A 17,534-nucleotide genomic window follows, 5' to 3' on the forward strand; every position below is an offset into this window, starting at 1 on the left:
CCTGACACCGTCGATAGCAGAAAGTGCCCAGGGTATTCAACTCAAAATCAATCTTGAGACCTCATGAATTCCTTCTTAAAACGCTGACAAAAATCCCAGGAAACAGAAAAATATTTAATCTACAATTGTAATTAAAGCGACCTCCAAAGCTGCGATAGAGGATTCTGAATATACACCCACAAGTTAAACAAAATTCATTTCTGGTTGATTTGCCGCTATTTTATGTCAATAATACCTAAATATAGGATTTTATTTTTATAATTTCCAAAAAACTTGTCGAAATAAATAATTTACAGGAATCAGCGTTCCCGCGCCCGAGAAAATTCATTCCGGTTCTTGCACAATCGAATTTTTCAATTAACTTTGAAATTAAAAGTACTTTTAAAATGAAAGAAGAGCAGGATTACATTCGGGATATAGCAGAGATACGCTCCATGATGGAGCGTTCTTCCAAATTTCTGTCGCTTTCCGGCTGGGCCGGAATAATGGCAGGGATCTATGGATTGGCAGGAGTCTATATTGCCTACAGCGTATTCCATTTTTATCCAGTTGAAATATTTGACAGCACGATAGGTTCAGGAGGGATATCTCCAAACCTGTTAAATGTGATTGTTTTAGCCGTTATTGTATTGATTATGGCTATCGGCACAGCCATATTTCTGTCGCACAAGAAGGCCGTTGCAAGGGGTGAAAGGCTTTGGAATCCTACCGCCAAACGGCTTGTGGTCCATATGGCGGTGCCGCTTGTTGTAGGTGGCCTGTTGATACTGATCATGATTGCCAAGGGGATGATCGGTTTAATTGCCCCGTTTTCACTCCTGTTTTATGGCCTGGCCATCTACAATGCCAGCAATTTTACATTTGAAGAAATGAAAATATTAGGGCTTACACAAATAGGCTTAGGTTTGATCAGCGCCTACTTTGTTCAATATGGGATATTATGCTGGGCGTTGGGATTTGGCGTACTCCATATTATTTATGGAATTTATATGCATTATAGGTACGAAAAGTGAAAATAAGAATTGATGGTTTACATAAGGCGTTTGAAAGCAGGATCAGGCTGGGCATCATGTCGGCACTGGCCGTTAACCAGAAGCTGGACTTTAATTCACTGAAGGAATTATTGGATGTTACAGACGGCAATCTGGCGAGCCATATAACCGCGCTGGAAAAGCTCAGGTACATAGAGGTGAAAAAGCAGTTTATCGGTAAAAAGCCCAACACGAGCTATACAGCCACGGCGCTTGGCCGAAAAACATTTAATGAACATTTAAACGCCTTGGAAAAGCTGATCAAAGGGGTGGGTTAATAAAGGAACTACCCCAAAAAAGTTTGTCGCCCCTGCTATGCAGGCGACAGATAATAGCAAAAAATATCAACGCATTAATCGCATATTGGTATGAAAGAAGAAATATTCACCTACCTCAACCAGCCTGGGCAACTTGAGAAGCTGTACCGGGCGAACAAAGCTGATTTTAAGCGGGCGTTCAATACGCTGTATCCTGAACTTAAAGGCAACGCATCAGCTGATTTCTGGAATGAAAGACTGAATTACGAAGCTGAGGGGCTTACCTGGGGTACCCGGAAGGAATTATTGTTTGTCATCATTGCCTCCCTCGCTGCTGGTCTTATTGCAAAACTGCCGGCAATTTTATCGATAAGCGAAGACTTTTTTTATCCCAGAAATATAGGCTTTATCGTGTTTCCGGGGTTATCGGTTTACTTTGCATGGAAAAATAAGCTATCCTTAGGAAAAACAGCTTTTATCATCGGCACATCCCTGTTTGGCTTGGTTTTCATCAATTCGCTACCCGAGGCTGAAAACAGTGACACGCTGATTTTATCCTGTATCCATTTACTTGTGTTTCTGTGGTTGGTATTTTGTTTTGCATTTGTCGGTGACCGTAAAATCAATGTTGAAAAACGGCTTAATTTTTTAAAGTATAACGGCGATCTGATCGTTATGGCCTCCCTCATCCTGCTTGCGGGAGCGATTTTGACAGGAATAACCATAGGACTCTTCTCGCTGATTGGCTATGATATTCAACAGTTCTATACCGAATACGTAGTGGTTTTTGGATTGGCTGCTGTCCCTATGGCAGGCACCCACCTTACCCGGACTAACCCGCAACTGGTTGGGAAAATATCACCGGTGATCGCCAAAATATTCAGCCCGCTGGTATTGGTGATGCTGGTTATATATCTGTCGGCCATCATTTATTCGGGTAAGGACCCTTATAACGACCGGGAATTTTTACTGATGTTCAATGCCCTGTTAATCGGGGTGATGGCCCTCATTTTCTTTTCTGTTGCCGAAACATCTGCAACAAAAAGCAGGATGGAAGTCTGGGTGCTGTTTCTGCTGTCTATTGTGACCATTATCGTCAATGGCATCGCCTTATCTGCCATCTTGTTCCGCATATCGGAATGGGGAATTACACCCAACAGGACAGCGGTTTTAGGCGGTAATGTATTGATTTTAATCCATCTTTTGAGCGTAACTGGACGGCTTTTCCGGGTACTTTCCCGAAAGTCCGGTATAAACAGCCTCGGCAAAGCCATAGCTTCCTACTTGCCCGTTTATTTCATTTGGGCCATTATCGTGACCTTTATTTTTCCCTTTATATTCGGATTCAAATAAGGAGCCGGCCTCTAGCCAGTAACGATAAACAAGCCATTTAGGAAAGAAATGGCTTGTTTAGGTCACTTCTGTTAAAGCACTTGGAAAACAGGTAGTTTTCTATTTTGTCCGTTTGGATAAGGCAGGATATTGCGGCAAGGCCCCTGAATGGTTGGACTGCCAATTATAGCCAAGAGGGTCCACAAGCAATCCCGGCGCACAGCGCTGTCTTTATAAAATCTTTATGAATCTTTCCCTCATTTTAATAGCTTTTATACACGTAACTCCCGAAATTTGTGGGTCAATTTGTGCCTCTCAAGAATGATATATATTACATGATGCGGGACATTTTTGGAAAGTCAGACCAGGCAATCCTACGCAAAAAATCGATAGAAAAGCATACCAAAGTTCTCATAAGGGTTTTAAGTATTCTTGCTTTTTCGTTTTTAATAGTCAATTTCGGTTTTGAGGTTGCTCCTCAATACATACCCCATGCCAGGGTGGCATATGCTATATTCATTATTTTGCTGGCATTCGCTATCGGGTTTCACCTTATAATCAAGACATCTGCATATATATGGATCAGGTGGTTTACAGAAGTACTCTTCTTTTTGATGTTGCTTGTCGGGGGAAGCATCAAACTTCGGTTATTGGATCTGGGATTCGAAAGGACCATAGTCAATATCCAGCTAAAGGATTTTTTCATCAATCTTTTGGTGACCGCAATTTTTTTTATCGAAATAAGCAAGTGGAGTTTGTCGGTAAGCAAATTGAAGATCAATCCTCCGCAGGCTTTCATTTTAAGCTTTGTATTTGCTATCCTGATCGGCACCGGCTTGCTTTCGATGCCAAACGCTACCTACAACGGGATCTCGTTCGTCGATGCGCTGTTTACATCTACCAGCGCGGTGTGTGTCACCGGTCTGATCGTTTTGGACACCGCTTCTGATTTTACATTGATCGGACAAATCATCATCATGATTTTATTCCAGGTAGGGGGACTTGGAATGATGACCTTCGCCAGCTTTTTTGGCTTCTTTTTTAAAAGCAGTTACTCCCTGCAAAGCCAGCTGTTCATTCAGGATTATATCAATGAAGAAAAAATCGGGGCCATCTATTATACGCTGGTTAGAATCATTTTTTTTACGCTTTTGGTGGAAGCGGTTGCCGGAATCCTTATTTATTCCCTGATAGAACCTGAGCTTTTTGCCTCAAAGGGAGACCAGGTGTTCTTTTCCATGTTCCATGCCATCTCCGCCTTTTGCAATGCAGGTTTTTCCACTCTCAGTGATGGACTTTATCAAGAGGGGTTCAGGACGGCCTATCATGTCCATTTGACCATAGCCTTTGCGATTATTTTGGGCGGGATTGGTTTTCCTGTGGTCATGAGTTATTACAGTTATTTGAGACACGTGGTCATCGGTACCAAAAAGATGATTACCGGTGAAGAACAATACCGGCATGCCCCCCGGGTGGTGAACGTCAGTACCAAGCTTATTGTGAACACCACCATCATACTGTTGGTTTTGGGATTTGTCAGTTTCTGGTTCTCTGAAAGAGACGCCACCCTGGCCGGATTGAGTGGCTATGGAAAAGTGGTCACCGCTTTTTTTGGGTCAGTTACCCCCAGAACGGCAGGATTCAACACGGTGGACATGACTGCCCTCACCCTTCCCACCATCCTTATCTGCCTAATATTGATGTGGATAGGTGCATCCCCGGGATCCACCGGCGGAGGGTTGAAAACCAGCACTTTCGCGGTGGCGGTGCTGAATGCATTCAGCATTGCCAAGGGAAAAAGAAGGGTGGAGATCTACAACCGGGTGCTCACCAATGTCACGGTAAGAAAGGCCTTTGCCGTCATCCTCCTCTCTTTTCTGGTCATCGGGTTGGGCGTGTTTCTGGTATCCCTTTTGAATCCGGAACTGGAGCTTATCTACGTGGCTTTTGAAGTATTTTCTGCATTTTCAACGGTGGGACTGAGTCTGGGAATAACGGGAGAACTGTCCAGCGGAAGCAAGCTGGTCGTCATCGCCATCATGTTTATGGGGAGGGTGGGCACATTGACCTTAATGATGGCCCTGGTGACCGCGAAAAAACACCAACGCTACAAATACCCGGAAGAAAGCGTTTATATCACTTAATCAATGAAAAACAACACCAAGAAAGGATTATCATGAAGTATATCATTGTAGGACTGGGGAATTTCGGCGGGTATCTGGCGGCAAGATTGACCGATTTAGGCCATGAGGTGATCGGGGTGGATTCCGACGGTTCCAAGGTAGAGGCTTTCAAAGACAAGATTACCCACGCGATCACCATGGATGCCACAGATCTCCAAGCGGCCAAGGGCCTTCCCATTAAAGAAACCGATGTGGCCATCATTGGCATTGGAGAGGATTTTGGCGCCTCCATCATGGCCACCGCCATATTTAAACAATTAAAGGTGAAACGCCTGATCAGCCGTGCTATCAGCGTTACCCACGAAACAGTCATCAAAGCCATCGGTGTGGATGAGATCATCCACCCGGAAGAGGAAACGGCAGAACGGCTGGCCAAAAGGCTGCAAATGAAAGGGGTGTTGGACTCCCTCGACGTGTCAGACGAATACAACATTATTGAGGTCGAAGCCCCGGAAAGATATGCGGGCATGACCCTTGCTGACACCAATATCCGGTCTGAATTCAACATCAACGTCCTCACCATCATCAAGATGGAGGAAAAGCCTAATATATTTGGTATCATGTCCAAAAAAAGAAAAGTCACCGGAGTGGTTTCAGGGGATACAAAGATAGAAAAAGGGGATATTCTGCTGCTTTTTGGTAATATCAAAGATATCAACCGGATCCTCAATCTTTAAGGTAGGCGTCAGAAGAATTACATTTAATTTTTTTATAAAGGAAGACGATGTGTCACCATAAAGCCCGGAATTTGCGAAATGTCTATTAAATTGATTAGGTAGCCAGGGCAGTGAAAAAGACCAGGAACTGGTGAAGCTCACTTCCATGGAATAGGAATGTAGTATTTTGGACCTGTTTACCCACTCCTATTATCCTAAAGGAGATTTGGGGCTACGGTCATCAGGCAGAGACTCATTTACGGTTTTTTGTCAGGGCCCCCTGCAAAAAATGAGGACAACCCCATAACCCACAGCATATTATCACGGAAAGCGGGATGAAGTACCGCTATCAGTGGATGGTATTTTTATCACTGACAGGCTTGGACCTGACGAACCATGCCACTATGGCCGAAGTAACCACTCCCATGATAAGGGCTCCCACTGTACTTTGGATGATGTAATTCCGGAGGTTGAAATAGGCTTCAGCCTCTTCCCTGCTTTGGTAATATCCCGTGGCCAGGCTATGCTCAATTACGTTAGGAAAATATTCCGGCGTAATGACGACCGAGGTGATCCACTGGGTCAGAGGGGCAAACACCATGACGATGAGGGAAATGATGACGCCCGATTTGAAGCCCTGCATATAGCTCATTTGGCCGTGGTAGTAATTCCGTTTCTTGTCGCGTAGGGCAAATACATAGACGGCTATTGCCGGTATGGCGAACAGGTTGGTAAGGTACAGGTGTTTGTCGATATGTTCATCATGAAGGCCCGACACTTTTTCCAGTACCATCCAAAACAACTGGACCAGGATAAAAACAAAAGCCCATTTGATCTCAATGCTGATTTTTCCCATATGTTGCTTGAAGGTAATTGATGGTTGCTTTCACTAAGATGGCCAATTGCCGGAGGTCCACATCCTCCAGTTTTTTCACATAGATGCAGGCTTTTCCCATTTTAAACTTCCCCAAATCCCTAAGCAGGTGTGCATGCTCCTCCAAGCCGGTAAAGACATAAAGGGAAAGCGCCGATTTACGTGGGGAGAATCCCACCAACGGTGCATCGCCCTCATGACCGCTGGCATATCGGTAATGGTACGTCCCAAAACCGATGATGCTCGGTCCCCAAATTTTGGCCTCAAAACCTGTAAGTTCATTGAAAAATGCAAGCAGCTCAAGACTGTCCTTTCTCTTTTTCTCTGTATCTGCAAATTCGTTGATAAATTCCAGGACGTCTTTATCGGTTGCGGTGGTTTTGTTTTTCGCCATATAATTGGATTTACCATTTGCTGTTATAGTAAATGTACAAATAAATCGACAACTAAGCAGCACAGATAAGCAGCTTATATTTAGGTTGGGAAGATAATCTGGTTAAGTTTTCCAATATATCCACCTAGATTCTCCGGCCGGGATGGTATTTTTTCGGGACGATTTGGTCCATTTCTCTGAAGCACGCCGAAAATTCCTTCGGATGCATCAGATGGGTTGGCTTGGTAAGGTCAATGAGGTGTTTTCGGGCGAGTTGCCGAACCTGCGTTTTTCTGAAAAGCTGTTTCAATACCATTTTGACTGGCAATTCCGGTTTTTGGAGCATGAAGGTCAGAAAGTTCAGATAGGCTTTTTTCCTGTACACGGGAATTCCCGATTCCGGACTGCTTTTCAGGTGGACCAGTGCGGATTTTACCCTGGGAGGCGGAACGAAGCTTTCAGGGCTTACTTCACCTATTATATTGATCTTATAAAAGGAGCGGTAAAGGGCCACCAGGGGGTTGTGCATCGTCTTGTTGCAAAGTTTCAGTGCCGCCTCATGCTGCATCACGATTGTCCCTTCGATAAATTTGCCTGCCTGTTCATACATAAGGGATCTTAGAACCTCAGCACTGATTCCATAGGGGATATTGGCCACAACTTTAAACTTGCCCGCGGGAAACATAAAATCCCGGAAATCACATCCAACAACAGAGACCTTTGGGGTTTTGAGAAAGCGCTGTCTCAGGAACTTCACCAGAGAGAGGTCGTTTTCAATGGCCAGTGTTTTATGGCATAGTCCTGCCAGATGAACCGTCAAAAAACCTTTTCCCGCACCAATATCAAGCACGGTATCGTTTGGGCTGATGTTTGCCAGTCTTATGGCTTTAAGGATCAATTTTCTGTCTACAGTAAAATGCTGCCCCGTAAATCTTACAGGGATTCTTCTTTTACTCATGTGCCTTTTTTGTAAGAAGTGAATGCTTGTTTTCAATCGTGGAAAATTGAATAGACAGCATTTATCCATCCTTACAAATGGACATGGATATTCCTAAAAGATAATGCAGGACAGAGTGCCGCTATCCCAAAGGAAAGACCGGAAAATATTGGGTAATCAATAAAGTAAAACCAGCTGTCTATCCGTTAGACAGTCATCCAAGGTTTCATGCAGAAGGCAAAATTTGAGCAACGCATTGGGATTTTTGTTTTTGAAGTAATAACGACAAAGATACAAAAGCATAGGTTCACTATGCCTATCTACCGGCATTTTTTGCGTACCTTTTGACGAAACCGGAGCAAGATGCAAGCGACCCAGAAAGGGATGATTATTAGCAAGCTACCCCTACCTGAGGTGCGGGACAAGTGATGACCGTTGAAAACACAGATTATAAACAGATGATGCTTTAGAAAACCAACTGATTTCAGAATGAAGAAGATGGGCATTTAAGCGATGAAGACAATCCTATTCTTGTCCATAAGCTCAAAACCGGAATTCAAACCGTTAGGGAAATTAATCGGGCGTTGGATTAAGGTTCTGGGTTGTTTTGGTGTAAAATTGGAATTTGAAAATTCTTTATATAAATTTATAGGCACATATAGACAGTAATAGTCTTTTTGACATTGTAAATATTTTTTCTGACTTCTCCTTTTAAGATGAATGTAATGAGAAGTGAGAGAATGTGGGAATATTCTTTCCGGGGGAAATCCCGGTAATGCGGTTACTAAAAACTACAAATTTTAATCTTTTAATCTTTTAAACTTAACACTATGTCTTATTTACATTTACCCAGACTGGTATTTTCAGGGGATTTTATTTCTGATGTTTCTACTGTAAATAATGACCCGGCACATTACAACAACGCGACTTTTCAGCCTTCTTTCCAGGAATATGGACAGGGAAGTAAAAACGGATGGTGGAATCCGGAAGGAGGGGCAACTTTTAATTTCCAGAACTGTAAAGTTTGTAAGGTGAGGTATGCCGATGGTTCATCATCAGATAGGGATGAATTGATAGGGGTTTTCGTCGAAGGTCCGGAAGGCAGGTCGGCGGGCAAAATGGTTGATCTCGATCCCCAGCAGCAGGGTGTGTCGGAGTTATGGGCAGTAAAGCTTAGAATTTTAACCAGGGACAATGCGCTTCTGTTAGAAGGTGACATTGGGGTGACGCCTTTTCGGGACCTTCAATTGAGACAACATGGTGGAGCAGACATAAATGGACAACCCCTTGGTGCATCTTGGACATCGGTTATCCGGAACATTACCTGGGGTGAGAAAGCCGATGATCACCGGTTTTTCAGCGAACTAAAGAATGAAACGCAGGATAATAAATTGGCAGTTAATTTAAATGGATTTGGTTACTACTACAGTCATGCGGCAGATGGCCGGTTTTCCCTCGGCCGGATTCTCGGAGCAATAGGCCCGTGGTACAGGGATGAGCCTAATACCTTCACCGCGGAACGCAGGCTTTTTGCCACGAAACAATATGGATCATCGAACAACCCTTCGACCTTTTTCAATATCTCGAATTTTAGATTTGACGCAGATAGATCACGTTTGTCGCTGGATTTAGGAAACTCTTTTCCGGTGGTCAATTCATTGGGGGATATAGCCATTCAACTGTCGCTTGTTTTAGGAATTGCAAAAAAACCATTCACCAATGTCCCAAGTATAATGGATGTCACTTTAACACCGGATCAAATCATAGAAACCGGAACAATATCTTATACCCAAGGGGATTGGTTGATGAAGACCGGCGGAATCATCGATTTGGAAGATGTTTCCAATGAGCTTCAGCATAAGCAGTTACTTTTATTGAGCAAAATGAGCGACGGAAACTATACATTGATAGCCAGAGAATCGATGAATGGGTTAAATGTGCGGGCCGACGAAATGGTTTTACGTCTCGATACCCATTATCAATCCGAAGTGCGCTTCTTCGCCCGTCAATGGGGAAAACCCTTAGCAACAGGACAAGTCGGCGTCCAAATGGCAAACCCAACCAAGACCACACCAAGTCCGATTTGCCCAATTCCCGGAAATAATTTTCCACAAGATGGGTTGACTTTAAGCAATTCAACGATTCAAATAAAGGACGGGATCGGCCGCTTTACGATAACCGGAAATAAGATCAACAATCCAAGAGGTTATATTGAAGGTCAAATGTATTTTATAGGTTATGGCCTTCTTCAAGAACCCGCGGACCCGGCGGATTCTGCCGGAGACGCAATATCGGTGCACTTAAGAGACTACTTCCCGGTACCGGATTACCCAAAGTGGTCTGATATCCGGGAAACGATGCAGCAATTCAGCAATTTGTACCCGATCATGAGTAAGTATATTGTTGATCTTGGTAATCGGGAGGCTGTTCTCGCAAAAAGAGACATCGTCCACTTCGCTTTCGACCAGGACATCAACAGCCCCATCTACATGCCGGTCACAAGGGACCTTTCAGAAGGAAAACGTCAGACAATTTTAAGATGGCTGGAAAGTAACGGAGAATATGATACCGATGAAATGGAGATCACCTCATTGAGAACACCCGTTTCGGAATCTCTTGAGCGTGCGGAACCGGCGAATACCGATGGAGTTTCGGACTTTCATCAGAAATTGATTCAGGCCATGCGCTTGAAAATGGGAAAAGACATCAGATATTCACCAATTGACTATACTAATTTTTAAGCCATGTTAAAGTTACATCCGCAATATATTGCATCACTACAAACAGCTGAAAGGTTGCCGGAGTTATTTCCACTGGTTCAAAATGCCATAGAATTAGAACACTCCACGATTCCTCCGTATTTGACAGCCATGTTTTCTATTAAACCAAACACGGAAGGGAGCATATGGAACATACTACATTCCATTGTAATCGAGGAAATGCTGCACATGACAATTGCTTCAAATATTTTAAATGCGTTGGGAGGACAGCCAAAGATCGATTTGCCGAATTTTGTTCCTGAATATCCATCTCCACTTCCAATGGGCATTGGAGACGGATTGAGGGTCAACCTGGAAAAGCTTACTAAAGATGTGGTGAAAAACACATTCATGGTTATCGAAGAACCAGAAGATCCTTTGGAATTTCCCATAAAAAAAATGGACCTGTTTGCCGCTGGAGTACCGGTTGAGTACAGCACAATTGGGGAATTTTACGAAGCCCTCAAGCAAAAAATTGATGAGATCGCGCCGGATGAACTTCCAGGAGACCCAGAAAAACAAGTGACTTCAGGATTTTTCGATAAAAGCGTATTGTTTCCAATTCTAACAAAACAGGATGCTATTAATGCAATAGACATTATTGTTGAACAAGGGGAGGGGACATCCACGTCTCCAATCGATTTTGAGGGGGAAATTGCACACTATTATCGCTTTGAAGAAATCTATGTAGGTCGTGCACTTGTAAAAGACGATTCAGTTGAAACCGGATATTCCTTTTCAGGAGAAGAAATTACATTTGATCCGGCAAATATTCAACCCCTGTTCCCGAATACTAAAGCAAGTATGCTGGCACCAGGCTCAGAAGAAAGACGGAGAATCGATGAGTTTAATGCTGCCTACGCCTCTTTGCTTAAGGGATTGCATGATACGTTCAACGGTCATCCTGAGAAGTTGAATAATACCATTGGAATTATGTTTGATATAAAACTGTTGGGAGAGAAGCTCTGCGCAACGGTGTTTCCGGGAAAGCCAGGTTATACGATTGGACCTTCATTTGATTACCAAAAGTAGTGGGTTGGAAAAGAATCTTTCCACACTTTTAGTCAATTGTTAGGCCAGTTTTTTGGCTTTGGATAAATTGACAAAAGAGTAACGGATACATTGAATGTACAACGGGTCAGGTGTTGTTTAACCTGATTCTATTGCAGCCTAAAAATCCCATATTTTGGGAAACAGTATCCTGCCCGTGGATAAACTTTCATTTATAAGCATGGCAGTATTATTTAATTTATTTGCGAATTCTAAATTGTGTTTAACTTAGCTTCCTGTTTGTTTCCGCCCTGACCATTTATATAAGCCGTGCCTTGCCATTCACCGGCTAACCATTTTAGAGTCTGCATTTTTGTTGTACAGTTGATAGCTGGTCAGCTTGTTGGATTGGGTACAGTTATATCTCTTTATCCAACGTTAGAGACTACCGTTCCTGCGATGCGCAGGACAACCAACCTGTTTAATCTGTAATAAATTTGGGAAAAAAAAGAAATATAAACAGTTTTGTAAGCACGATTTTTTTTGTAGGAGTAAGGCATTTTACTTTGACAAAATGGACGATCCAGGAATTATAGAAGAGCTTAAACGCGCAGAATATCGTTTTCGGACAATTGTAGAGCACTGTTCGGAAGCTATAGCGGTGTTATCTCCCGAGGGAGAAGTATTGTACATCACACCTTCCATTAGAAATGTTTTGGGATATGCCGAAGAAGAGGCCATGAAACTCAACGTTTTTTCGCTTGTACATCCTGACGAGTTGGAAGAGGCGTCTAAAGTTTGGGAAGATGTATTGGCAACTTCCGGTGTCCTGATGTCCGGCCATACCGCCCGGATGAAACACAAAGACGGTACTTGGCGATGGGTAGAAGCTTCTGTAAAGAACATGATACACGACCCGGCAATTAACGGTATCATCAATAACTTTAAAGATGTGACTGAAAAGGTCCATGCAAGGAAACAGAAAGCGTTTGACCAAAATAACCTGGAGGCTTTGATCAACAGCACCACGGATATGATGTGGAGCGTAGATAGGGATTTTAATTTAATCACGGCCAATAAGCCCTTTTTGGATATGTTGCGGAATTTTAGCGGAAAGGAAGTTGATAGCGGTGCTAATATTTTTAGTTCAGGAATACCACAGGAACTGGTAAACCATTATAAAAAATATTATGAACGGACAATGTCGGGTGAAATATTTACTGTCATTGAACATTTAGACTATCCTTCACCCATGTGGCTTCAGATTTCTTATCATCCCATTTGGGTGGGAAACGACATTATCGGAACAGCCTGTCATTCGCGCATCATAACTGAACTGAAAGAAGCTGAGCAAATTCGTATCAGAAATGAAGAACGGTTGAAAGAATCACAGGCAATTGCGAAACTCGGCCATTGGGAATTGAATTTTGAAACCGGGATTTCAATATGGTCTGATGAAACATGCCGGATATATGGGCTTCCCGTTGAGGATAACCGTCAATCATTTGAAGTGTGGGTAACTTTTATTCATCCGGACGATTTGGAGTATGTCATGTCAGAAATTGAAAAGTCTCAAAAGACCCTGAGTGACGTGGAATTGGACCATCGGATCCTTTTGAGAGACGGTACGGTTAAACACATATCATCAAAGAGCAAGTATGAATTTGATGAAAAGGGTAATCCAATTGGAATTTATGGCGTGGCCTACGACGTAACTGTCCGGAAACAAGCAGAAGAACAATTGAAGCAAAAAGCAAAAGAACTTGAACTGTCCAATGCGGAATTGGAACAATTTGCCTATGCGGCTTCCCATGATCTCCAAGAACCCTTGCGTATGGTAACCAGTTTTCTAACCCAACTGGAAAATAAGTATGGGGATGGTTTAGATGACAGGGGAAAAAGGTACATACATTTTGCCGTGGACGGAGCCAAACGGATGCGGCAAATTATTTTAGATATACTTGAATATTCCAGGGTAGGTAAAACGGTGGGTGAACCCGTCGCTCTCGATATAAACGAACTTGTAGAAGAAGTTAAAATGCTGTTAACCACCCAAATAAGTGGGAAAAAAGCACATATTCAATATCCCAAACTTCCCATCATTAACTCTTATAAAACACCCCTTTTCCAGGTTTTTCAAAACCTGATCGGAAATGCCTTGAAGTATTCTGCAGAGGGGATTGAACCTCAAATTAAAATTGATTTTAAAGAACTGAAAAACCATTGGCAATTTTCGGTCACCGATAATGGCATAGGCATCCACGAAGAGTATTTCGACAAAATTTTTAATATTTTCCAGCGGCTTCATACACAGGAGGTATATTCCGGTACCGGCATAGGATTGGCTACAACAAAAAAAATCATAGAACGATTGAAGGGGCAAATATGGGTAGAGTCAATTGAAGGGGAGGGGAGTACTTTTTATTTCACCGTCGGGAAATAGTGGGTAGAATACGGGGGAAGCGTGAGAACAAAATAACTATCCTGCGCTGTCCGATGTAAATGACTTCCCGTGTTTTATTGGGCTTCGCTGAAAAGCAGTTTATTGCCGAATGGATCAATTACTTCCATACACAATGCTTTCCAGGGAGCCACTTCCAATCCAGGGCTATTGTACTTGTATTTTTTTGCCAAGAGCTGTTTGTGGTATTCCCTTATACCCGTGCATTCGATAAACGCTTTGCTCCCCGGACAGCAATCCCCATGATGTTCACTTAAATGAAGCACAATAGTATCCATGGATACCTGCATGTAAATGGGGGAATTATCATCAAAACGATGTTCCCAATCAACTTTAAATCCAAGCCAGTCAACATAATATTCAATGGTTTTCCGGTAGTCAAAAACCCTGAAGATTGGAATTACTTTGTTGCTTTTTAGCATATTGTTTGTCTTTTAATCAATGTATCCGAAAATGTTTTGTTCCGACTTTTTAATATCTAAAAATTCGCCGGTAGTATCCTTAGGTATTATCTGCTCAATATTTATAAAAAATACTGAACCATTGAATTTTCTATAGAGGTTTGGATAAAGCTGAGTTTTATAAACTATATGATATATATTTCAAAAAAAAACCTTCTTAATATCCTTTTTAAGAAGGTATTAAGAAGGTCCATTTTACCGAAACAGACGTCTATTGTTTTTATTTCACCTCTTTTATCCACTTCATAAGTGTTTGATAGGTGATGTTATTTTCTTTGCAAAAATCCACTTTACTGGTGCCGGCTTTATCTGCTGCTGCCCATGCTTTTACCACCTTCGCCTTTTCAGCATCTGAATAGTTCCTTCTGGATTTGGTTTTTTTAGGACCTCCATGTAAATAGTTCAACAGTTCAATAAATTTGGTAGCGTCTGATTTGGACTCTATGCCCATGTTGCGTAAATCATCCAAAGCAGATTCATTAATATTGATCAATTTTACATCTTTACCGGCTTTGATGGCTTTATAAGCCTCTTCGTTTGAAGAATATATTTTCCCTTCTGAATCCTTGTGTACTATGGAAGTTTCAACTGATGTTAAATGGTAGTAAGTTTTAACAAATTCTTTAATGCTTTGCATATGGAATAATTTAAGTGATAAACAATTGTTTTATAAATTTATGTCATAAATTTTACATATACAATTTTATAACGGCCACTTCGCACGTAAATAGAAACAATATAATTATCTCAGAATTATCCAGTGAAATTCAGATCGTGTACCACACTATATATAAAGCATCAGTTTATTTCACATGATATACGTTAACCGATTCAAACAATTCATCCAATTTGTCATCCATGGAAGTCAAGTCATACTGTAAGGTGACCGACGGGTGTTTAACAATAATGCTGCCCGTATTATTAAAAATGGATATGATTTTTTATACTTGGTGGAGTTTATAAAGTTGTTTTAGCCACCGAAAAGGGAAGGCGCTATCCACAATAAGCCGCCGATAAATGTTCGTCAGCGCACTCATCAATATACGGATCATAATCTTTGTAATAGGTGAATAACTGATATTTTATTCTTAATTTTAGATGATAAATCTATCCTGCCGATGAAAACTACCATAAAATCACTTTTGCTTTTTTTTCTTGCCTTGCAGGCATGGGGCCAATCAGGAAAAAATTTGTCCCGGAGTACTCCGGCGGAGGAAGGGGTTTCGTCAGCAGGAATTATGGCTTTTTTGGATGCCGTGGGGGACAGCAAACACGAATTACACAGTCTGATGATCCTCAGGCATGGTAAGGTGATAGCCGAAGGCTGGTGGGAGCCTTATGGACCGGATATCAAGCATACCATGTATTCTGTCAGCAAGAGCTTCACTGCCACGGCGATTGGTTTTGCAGTAGCCGAGGGCAAGCTGACGGTGAATGATAAAGTTATCGCTTTTTTTCCGAATGATTTACCGGAAAAGGTCAGTCCCAATTTGGAAGCGCTTCATATTAAGGATTTATTGAGCATGAGTGTGGGCCACGGGAAAGACCCTACCTCAGATGTGCTACACACTGACAATTGGGTGGCTTCATTTTTAAAATACCCTATTGTTCATGAACCGGGAACCAAGTTCGTGTATAATACAGCGGCCACTTATATGCTGTCTGGGATCATCCAAAAGGTCACGGGAGAAACCGTACTGGATTATCTTACTTCCAGATTATTTGGACCATTGGGTATCGGGGGAATAGACTGGGAAAAAGACCCAAAAGGGGTCAATACAGGAGGGTACGGGTTAAGGTTAAAAACAGAGGACATGGCCAAATTCGGCCAATTGTTTTTACAGAAAGGCGAATGGCAGGGAAAACGGCTGCTGCCTGAAGCCTGGATAGAAGAAGCCAGCAGTAAAAAGATCCTCCAGGATCCGGAAGCCCCAAAAGAGAAAGTGGATGCCAGTGATTGGCTGCAGGGATATGCCTATCAGATGTGGCGCAGCCGCCATGATTCTTACCGCGCTGACGGAGCTTTTGGGCAGTTCATTCTGATTTTGCCGGAAAAGGATGCCGTGATTATCATTACTTCAGAAACCCCTGATCTGCAAGGCGAACTGGACCTGGTTTGGGAATACCTCTTACCCTCTTTTGACATGGATTTGCCAAAAAATGCCGCAATAAGCGACCAACAGTTGCAAGAGAAGCTGGAAAAATTATCCATCGAACCTTTACAGAGTGAACCTAACGTGGCATTGCAGCAGCAAATTTCCGGAAACTATTACCAATTGGCTGAAAATGACAAAGCTGATGCCATTTCCCTGTCTTTTACTGAAGAAACCTGCGAACTGATCATTGATCAGGGCGGAAATAGCCATCCTTTCTCCTTTGGTTCCGGTGAGTGGGTTATGGGGGAAACCGCCAGGAAGGGCCCGTACCTGGTATCCCGTGCAAAAGGGGCCCTTGAGGGTTTGGATCCTTTTAAGGTGGCCGGCAGCTATGCTTGGAAAGATGAACAAATACTTGAGTTGCAGCTCAAATACATAGAAAGTCCCCATACTGAAACGATCAGGATCGTTTTTGAAGATGATGAGAAGATAACCCTCGATTTCGAAAGCATTTTGAACAGGAATGCTGAAAGAAAGTTGATTGAGGGCAAGGCCGTAGAAATAATTGCCGCCTACTAAAACGCATTGAAAAGTTAAATGACATCTTTTTATACTTTCTGAATAATGAGAATTCCCGGTATCTCCGAGATAAGAAAGGAACTGAAATTCCTGGATGAGAAAAAATTGATCGAATTGGTGTTGGACCTGGGCAAATTGAACAGGGAGAATAAAGCCTATCTCTATTTTAAATTATTCGAAGAAGACAATCCCAGGCTTTTTATAGAGATGGTCCAGGAAGAGTTGATGACCGAATTTCAAAAAGCCAATACCAACCATTACCATTTCGCTAAAAAATCCGCACAGGCCATCCGCCGAAAGCTCAACAAAAACCTTAAGCTGACCAAAGACAAAGCAGCACACATAGATCTGCTGGTTTTCTTTTGTAGAAAGTTAAAGGAGTATGGATACCTTGATTTCCGTCATCCGGTTATAGATAACGTGTACCTGATGCAGATGACTAAGATTGAAAAATTGATTGCAGGCCTCCATGAAGATCTCCAATACGATTACAATAAGGAACTTGAAGAATTACGTGAGACTAGCCCAAGATAGCCACCCTTGAA

At 42.4% G+C, this 17,534-nt stretch carries 15 protein-coding genes; 10 read left to right on the forward strand and 5 right to left on the reverse strand.

Annotated elements, in window-relative coordinates:
* Positions 1 to 386 precede the first annotated feature (386 nt).
* From ACFPFU_RS09465 to ACFPFU_RS09485, 5 genes are all read left to right on the forward strand, one after another.
* A complete protein-coding gene (locus ACFPFU_RS09465) occupies positions 387 to 1,013 on the forward strand; it encodes a hypothetical protein (protein WP_377063833.1) in 627 nt (208 codons plus the stop codon).
* Positions 1,010 to 1,309, forward strand: a complete 300-nt coding sequence (locus tag ACFPFU_RS09470; RefSeq protein ID WP_377063835.1) for a winged helix-turn-helix domain-containing protein — start codon at positions 1,010 to 1,012, stop codon at positions 1,307 to 1,309. The genes ACFPFU_RS09465 and ACFPFU_RS09470 overlap by 4 nt, the downstream gene beginning before the upstream one ends.
* Before the next feature lie 90 nt (positions 1,310 to 1,399).
* Complete coding sequence (locus ACFPFU_RS09475) at positions 1,400 to 2,641, forward strand: hypothetical protein (protein WP_377063836.1); 1,242 nt, start codon at positions 1,400 to 1,402, stop codon at positions 2,639 to 2,641.
* Between the two features lie 314 nt (positions 2,642 to 2,955).
* Positions 2,956 to 4,764, forward strand: coding sequence for a TrkH family potassium uptake protein (locus tag ACFPFU_RS09480; RefSeq protein WP_377063838.1), 1,809 nt, complete (start codon positions 2,956 to 2,958; stop codon positions 4,762 to 4,764).
* Between the two features lie 32 nt (positions 4,765 to 4,796).
* Complete coding sequence (locus ACFPFU_RS09485) at positions 4,797 to 5,480, forward strand: potassium channel family protein (RefSeq protein WP_377063840.1); 684 nt, start codon at positions 4,797 to 4,799, stop codon at positions 5,478 to 5,480.
* A 328-nt stretch (positions 5,481 to 5,808) separates the two neighbouring features.
* Here the strand turns inward: ACFPFU_RS09485 and ACFPFU_RS09490 are convergent, their stop codons facing one another.
* The 3 genes from ACFPFU_RS09490 to erm all read right to left on the reverse strand — a co-directional run bounded on the left by ACFPFU_RS09490 (position 5,809) and on the right by erm (position 7,664).
* Complete coding sequence (locus ACFPFU_RS09490) at positions 5,809 to 6,315, reverse strand: DUF4199 domain-containing protein (protein WP_377063842.1); 507 nt, start codon at positions 6,313 to 6,315, stop codon at positions 5,809 to 5,811.
* Complete coding sequence (locus ACFPFU_RS09495; protein WP_377063844.1) at positions 6,296 to 6,727, reverse strand: DUF1801 domain-containing protein; 432 nt, start codon at positions 6,725 to 6,727, stop codon at positions 6,296 to 6,298. The genes ACFPFU_RS09490 and ACFPFU_RS09495 overlap by 20 nt, the downstream gene beginning before the upstream one ends.
* A gap of 124 nt (positions 6,728 to 6,851) precedes the next feature.
* Entirely contained in the window at positions 6,852 to 7,664 is an 813-nt protein-coding gene (erm, locus tag ACFPFU_RS09500; RefSeq protein ID WP_377063846.1) for a 23S ribosomal RNA methyltransferase Erm, read from the reverse strand.
* An 809-nt stretch (positions 7,665 to 8,473) separates the two neighbouring features.
* Between erm and ACFPFU_RS09505 the strand changes: the two genes are divergently transcribed.
* The 3 genes from ACFPFU_RS09505 to ACFPFU_RS09515 all read left to right on the forward strand — a co-directional run bounded on the left by ACFPFU_RS09505 (position 8,474) and on the right by ACFPFU_RS09515 (position 13,835).
* On the forward strand, positions 8,474 to 10,384 hold the full coding sequence (locus ACFPFU_RS09505; RefSeq protein WP_377063848.1) for a hypothetical protein: 1,911 nt from the start codon (positions 8,474 to 8,476) through the stop codon (positions 10,382 to 10,384).
* A 3-nt stretch (positions 10,385 to 10,387) separates the two neighbouring features.
* Positions 10,388 to 11,434 (forward strand): ferritin-like domain-containing protein, encoded by a 1,047-nt coding sequence (locus ACFPFU_RS09510; RefSeq protein ID WP_377063850.1) that lies wholly within the window; start codon positions 10,388 to 10,390, stop codon positions 11,432 to 11,434.
* A gap of 532 nt (positions 11,435 to 11,966) precedes the next feature.
* The gene (locus ACFPFU_RS09515; protein ID WP_377063852.1) at positions 11,967 to 13,835 is read left to right on the forward strand and encodes a PAS domain-containing sensor histidine kinase; all 1,869 of its coding nucleotides are present in this window, start codon (positions 11,967 to 11,969) and stop codon (positions 13,833 to 13,835) included.
* Positions 13,836 to 13,909: 74 nt separating this feature from the next.
* Here the strand turns inward: ACFPFU_RS09515 and ACFPFU_RS09520 are convergent, their stop codons facing one another.
* Positions 13,910 to 14,275, reverse strand: coding sequence for a glyoxalase superfamily protein (locus tag ACFPFU_RS09520; protein ID WP_377063854.1), 366 nt, complete (start codon positions 14,273 to 14,275; stop codon positions 13,910 to 13,912).
* A gap of 259 nt (positions 14,276 to 14,534) precedes the next feature.
* Positions 14,535 to 14,951: a hypothetical protein gene (locus ACFPFU_RS09525; RefSeq protein WP_377063856.1), complete on the reverse strand. Its 417-nt coding sequence runs from the start codon at positions 14,949 to 14,951 to the stop codon at positions 14,535 to 14,537.
* Between the two features lie 481 nt (positions 14,952 to 15,432).
* Between ACFPFU_RS09525 and ACFPFU_RS09530 the strand changes: the two genes are divergently transcribed.
* Both ACFPFU_RS09530 and ACFPFU_RS09535 read left to right on the forward strand, forming a co-directional pair.
* Positions 15,433 to 16,989 carry a serine hydrolase domain-containing protein gene (locus ACFPFU_RS09530; protein WP_377063858.1) on the forward strand — a complete coding sequence of 519 codons (1,557 nt, stop codon included), beginning with the start codon at positions 15,433 to 15,435 and terminating at the stop codon, positions 16,987 to 16,989.
* Positions 16,990 to 17,034: 45 nt separating this feature from the next.
* Entirely contained in the window at positions 17,035 to 17,523 is a 489-nt protein-coding gene (locus tag ACFPFU_RS09535; protein WP_377063860.1) for a hypothetical protein, read from the forward strand.
* Positions 17,524 to 17,534: the final 11 nt, after the last annotated feature.

Source organism: Negadavirga shengliensis (genome assembly GCF_042652345.1).
Lineage (GTDB): Bacteria > Bacteroidota > Bacteroidia > Cytophagales > Cyclobacteriaceae > Negadavirga > Negadavirga shengliensis.

Excerpts from the sequence above, each read along its gene's own strand:
- ACFPFU_RS09465 (WP_377063833.1), top strand. The coding sequence starts at position 387 with ATGAAAGAAGAGCAGGATTACATTCGGGATATAGCAGAGATACGCTCC.
- ACFPFU_RS09475 (WP_377063836.1), top strand. The coding sequence starts at position 1,400 with ATGAAAGAAGAAATATTCACCTACCTCAACCAGCCTGGGCAACTTGAG.
- ACFPFU_RS09480 (WP_377063838.1), top strand. The coding sequence starts at position 2,956 with ATGATGCGGGACATTTTTGGAAAGTCAGACCAGGCAATCCTACGCAAA.
- ACFPFU_RS09485 (WP_377063840.1), top strand. The coding sequence starts at position 4,797 with ATGAAGTATATCATTGTAGGACTGGGGAATTTCGGCGGGTATCTGGCG.
- ACFPFU_RS09490 (WP_377063842.1), bottom strand. The coding sequence starts at position 6,315 with ATGGGAAAAATCAGCATTGAGATCAAATGGGCTTTTGTTTTTATCCTG.
- ACFPFU_RS09495 (WP_377063844.1), bottom strand. The coding sequence starts at position 6,727 with ATGGCGAAAAACAAAACCACCGCAACCGATAAAGACGTCCTGGAATTT.
- erm (WP_377063846.1), bottom strand. The coding sequence starts at position 7,664 with ATGAGTAAAAGAAGAATCCCTGTAAGATTTACGGGGCAGCATTTTACT.
- ACFPFU_RS09505 (WP_377063848.1), top strand. The coding sequence starts at position 8,474 with ATGTCTTATTTACATTTACCCAGACTGGTATTTTCAGGGGATTTTATT.
- ACFPFU_RS09510 (WP_377063850.1), top strand. The coding sequence starts at position 10,388 with ATGTTAAAGTTACATCCGCAATATATTGCATCACTACAAACAGCTGAA.
- ACFPFU_RS09515 (WP_377063852.1), top strand. The coding sequence starts at position 11,967 with ATGGACGATCCAGGAATTATAGAAGAGCTTAAACGCGCAGAATATCGT.
- ACFPFU_RS09520 (WP_377063854.1), bottom strand. The coding sequence starts at position 14,275 with ATGCTAAAAAGCAACAAAGTAATTCCAATCTTCAGGGTTTTTGACTAC.
- ACFPFU_RS09525 (WP_377063856.1), bottom strand. The coding sequence starts at position 14,951 with ATGCAAAGCATTAAAGAATTTGTTAAAACTTACTACCATTTAACATCA.
- ACFPFU_RS09530 (WP_377063858.1), top strand. The coding sequence starts at position 15,433 with ATGAAAACTACCATAAAATCACTTTTGCTTTTTTTTCTTGCCTTGCAG.
- ACFPFU_RS09535 (WP_377063860.1), top strand. The coding sequence starts at position 17,035 with ATGAGAATTCCCGGTATCTCCGAGATAAGAAAGGAACTGAAATTCCTG.